Annotated in this window: 3 protein-coding genes; all 3 read right to left on the bottom strand. The window is 45.9% G+C overall.

The window, feature by feature from the left end; translation table 11 throughout:
* On the bottom strand, nucleotides 1–2,190 hold a 2,190-nt coding region (gene rsxC, locus VHA01S_RS17650; protein ID WP_023405702.1), incomplete at its 3' end, for an electron transport complex subunit RsxC.
* Nucleotides 2,191–2,195: 5 nt separating this feature from the next.
* Nucleotides 2,196–2,777, bottom strand: coding sequence for an electron transport complex subunit RsxB (rsxB, locus tag VHA01S_RS17645; protein WP_023405701.1), 582 nt, complete (start codon nucleotides 2,775–2,777; stop codon nucleotides 2,196–2,198).
* Nucleotides 2,777–3,358 (bottom strand): electron transport complex subunit RsxA, encoded by a 582-nt coding sequence (gene rsxA, locus VHA01S_RS17640; RefSeq protein WP_021714914.1) that lies wholly within the window; start codon nucleotides 3,356–3,358, stop codon nucleotides 2,777–2,779. The genes rsxB and rsxA overlap by 1 nt, the downstream gene beginning before the upstream one ends.
* Between the last annotated feature and the right edge of the window lie 447 nt (nucleotides 3,359–3,805).

Below are 3,805 nucleotides of genomic sequence, written 5' to 3'. Positions count from 1 at the left end.
ATCGCTTAGCGCAGGTTCACCAGTTTCTGACTTGGTGTTGTTTGCCGAAGCTTGCTCTGCTTTGCGTGCTTTAGCGCGAGCAATGGCAGCGGCCACAGCGGCTTTTTTCGGGTCATCACTTGGCTCAGGTTCGCCAGTGTCTGACTCGGTGTTACTTGCTGAGGCTTGCTCTGCTTTGCGCGCTTTAGCTCGGGCAATGGCGGCAGCTACTGCTGATTTCTTAGAATCAGTTTCGCTGTCAGTTGTACCTGCCGTGGCGTTTGTCGTTGCACTCGCTTGAGCGGCTTTCTTAGCTTTAGCTCTTTCTACAGCCGCTTTAATTGCATCGTGCTTCGCTGATTTATCATCGTTTGCATCAGCATTAGTCGTTTCACTGTTAGCTGAACCGTTTGCCGATGCGGCAAGCTGTTCTTTTTTCGCTTTAGCACGCGCAATTGCCGCAGCTACTGCATCGGTTTTAGAGCCTGCTTTAGCGTCTGTGTCTGAATCACCATCGGCTTGTGATTGTTGCGCTTTACGTGCGCGAGCTTCTTGTTTGCGTTGCTCGCGAAGTTTGCGCATTTCAGAGTTATCAGGTTCAGCCGTTTCACTTGGTTGAACTTGTGCTTGCTTAGCTTTAGCACGCGCAATGGCGGCTGCAACCGCAGATTTTGGCCCTTCAGCTTTTTGCTGTTTAACTCGCTCGATAGCAGCGGCAATAGCATCACCACCGTCAGCGGTTTTCATTTGGCTGCGACGCTTATCGGCAGCTTGTTTGTATTTTTGTTCGCGTTCAAGTTTGTCGCGCTCTAGACGCTCTTTACGTTGTTCAAAGCGCACTTTAGCGCGCTCTGCGGCTTCTTGCTCTGCGTTGCGAGTTTTGATCTCCGCTTTAGACTGGCGGTAGTATTGCACTAACGGAATGTTACTCGGACACACATACGCGCAAGCGCCACATTCAATGCAATCTTTAAGGTTGTACTCTTCTAATTTATCCAGGTCTTGATCTTTGGAATACCACAGCATTTGCTGAGGCAGTAGCGATGCTGGGCATACCTCAGCGCATTGACCACAGCGGATACACGCCATTTCGTGATCATCAAAAGAAATCTCACGTTTTCCTGGTGCTAATACGCAGTTACTGATTTTAGTCAGCGGGGCTTCGATTTGTGGCAGGGCAAAGCCCATCATAGGGCCACCAATAATCACGGCTTGCTTTTTGGTTGGCGTAAATTCGCCTTGTTTTAACAAGTGCGCCACTGGAGTACCGATAGGCACCCAGTAGTTTTTCGCCGATTTAATGCTTTTACCGGTTAAGGTAATGACGCGCTCAATAAGAGGCTCACCATCAATCACCGCACGTTTTACCGCAAACGCTGAACCTACGTTGAACATCGTCATGCCGATATCAGCCGAGTAGCCGTTACTTGGTATCTCTTTGTTAGTCAGGATTTTGATCAGCTGTTTAGAAGCGCCCGATGGGTATTTGGTTGGCACTGCGCGAATCACTACGTCGTGATCAGCTCCGGCCTTATTTAATGCTTCGATTGCTTCAGGTTTGTTGTCTTCAACACCAATGACCGTCAGTTTAGGTTTTAGAATATGCTTTAAAATCTCAATGCCTTGCATGATTTCATCAGCATATTCACGCATCAAAGTGTCATCAGCGGTAATGTAAGGTTCACATTCAGCCGCATTGATAATTAAAATTTCAACTCGACCAAGGCCAGATTGCAATTTACGTGCTGTGGGAAAACCTGCACCGCCTAACCCCGAAATACCCGCTTGGCGAATAATATCCAGCAGTTGTTCAGGATTACATTGGGTGTAATCAGGCACACCTTGATGCGAAATCCATGTGTCTTGATGATCGGCTTTGATTACGATCGACATCTCTGGAATAGCAGAAGGGTGGCAACTTGGGCGAGGCTCAATGGCAATAACTTCCCCTGAGGTGGCCGCATGCACAGGCAGGCTTAAACTGGAGTTGTATTGCGTTAGAGCTTGTCCTTTTAGGACTTTGTCGCCAACACGGACAATCACATCACCTTTTTTACCTATATGTTGCTTGATAGGTATGATTAATTCATCAGCGATACTCGAGCGCGCAATCTTTGAGGATTGAGATTGAGATTTGTTCTCTGGTGGATGAACACCCCCTGGGAATTCCCATAGGTGACCAGAGCGAATTTTTTCGATTAAAGAGAGCATGTTCGCTACGAGTTTCCGTTAGTGCTAGAGGTGGTATCAATGTTAACCACAGGTATAGTGTTAAGCTGCCATTGCCAGTTGTCGGTCGTGGTTTTTACTGGAATCATTTCAATGCAGTCGGTTGGGCACGGTGAAACACATAAATCACAACCTGTGCATTGATCTGAAATGACCGTATGCAATGCTTTAGTGCCGCCAACAATGGCATCCACTGGGCAAGCCTGAATACATTTGGTGCAGCCAATGCACATGTCTTCGTGAATAAAGGCGACTTTTTTAACATTGTCAGAAAGATCGTGCGCAGAATCTGGCACATCTACGCCCAGTAAATCGGCCAGTTTTTGAATCGTGGCTTCACCGCCGGGAGGGCATTTGTTGATGTCATCGCCGTTAGCAATAGCTTCTGCATAAGGTTTACAGCCAGGGTAGCCACATTGACCGCATTGAGTTTGCGGTAAAATGGCATCGATTTGTTCAACAATTGGGTCAGATTCGACTTTGAAACGGATTGAAGCGAAGCCCAGTAACCCGCCAAAGAATGCCGCTAAAATCACTAGGGCAACAATTGCGATAATAATAGCGCTCATTATATTTTCACCAATCCAGTAAAGCCCATAAACGCCAAAGCCATTAAGCCTGCGGTGATCATGGCAATGGATGCGCCTTTAAATGGAGTGGGTACATCAGAGGCGGCAATACGCTCACGCATCGAAGCGAACAAAATGAGCACCATTGAAAAGCCTACAGCCGCGCCAAAGCCGTAGATGATAGATTCGATAAAGCTATGGTTTTCATTGACGTTGAGTAGCGCAACACCTAATACCGCACAGTTAGTGGTAATCAGCGGGATAAAGATACCGAGTAAGCGATACAGAGTCGGGCTGGTTTTGTGCACCACCATTTCGGTAAATTGCACCACGACCGCAATCACCAAGATAAAACTCATGGTTCTTAGGTATTCAATGCCCAGAGGCTCTAATAAATAGGTTTCAACTAAGTAGGCACAGACAGAGGCCAAGGTTAAAACAAAGGTTGTAGCAAGGCCCATGCCTATCGCCGCCTCTAATTTTTTAGAGACGCCCATGAAAGGACATAAGCCTAAGAATTTAACTAGCACAAAGTTATTGACCAGCACTGTACCAATCAACAACAAAATATATTCGGTCATACCAATTTTTTACTCACCCAGATCGAGTTGAACATTATCCTAATTTGTTAGGTATATAACAACATAACATCTGTAGGGATTTAGAAAATATAGCTCTTAATACGCAGTTCTTTTTGATTACAGTACATAAAATTACGTCATAAAGTGGAAAAAGACGCTTATTTCATCATTTTGGCTATGAATTATGAGGACTAAGGTTTCACTTCTTTTTAGTGGAAGAAGAGGGCTCGCCGTGTTTTGGTCACTCAAAAATACACAATTTGCAGGGCAATATGAGCCAAATGAGGATAGAGATAGGATTTGCAGTGCGATGTTGTTGAGGTGACGGCAAGGCATAAAAAAAGCCGTATCCTAAGATACGGCTTTTTCTAAAAATTTGGCTCCCCCTGCAAGACTTGAACTTGCGACATACGGATTAACAGTCCGCCGTTCTACCAACTGAACTAA

Source organism: Vibrio halioticoli NBRC 102217 (assembly GCF_000496695.1).
Taxonomy (GTDB): domain Bacteria; phylum Pseudomonadota; class Gammaproteobacteria; order Enterobacterales; family Vibrionaceae; genus Vibrio; species Vibrio halioticoli.
Note: the sequence above shows the minus strand (reverse complement) of the source record. Positions and strands in the feature narration are given on the sequence as shown.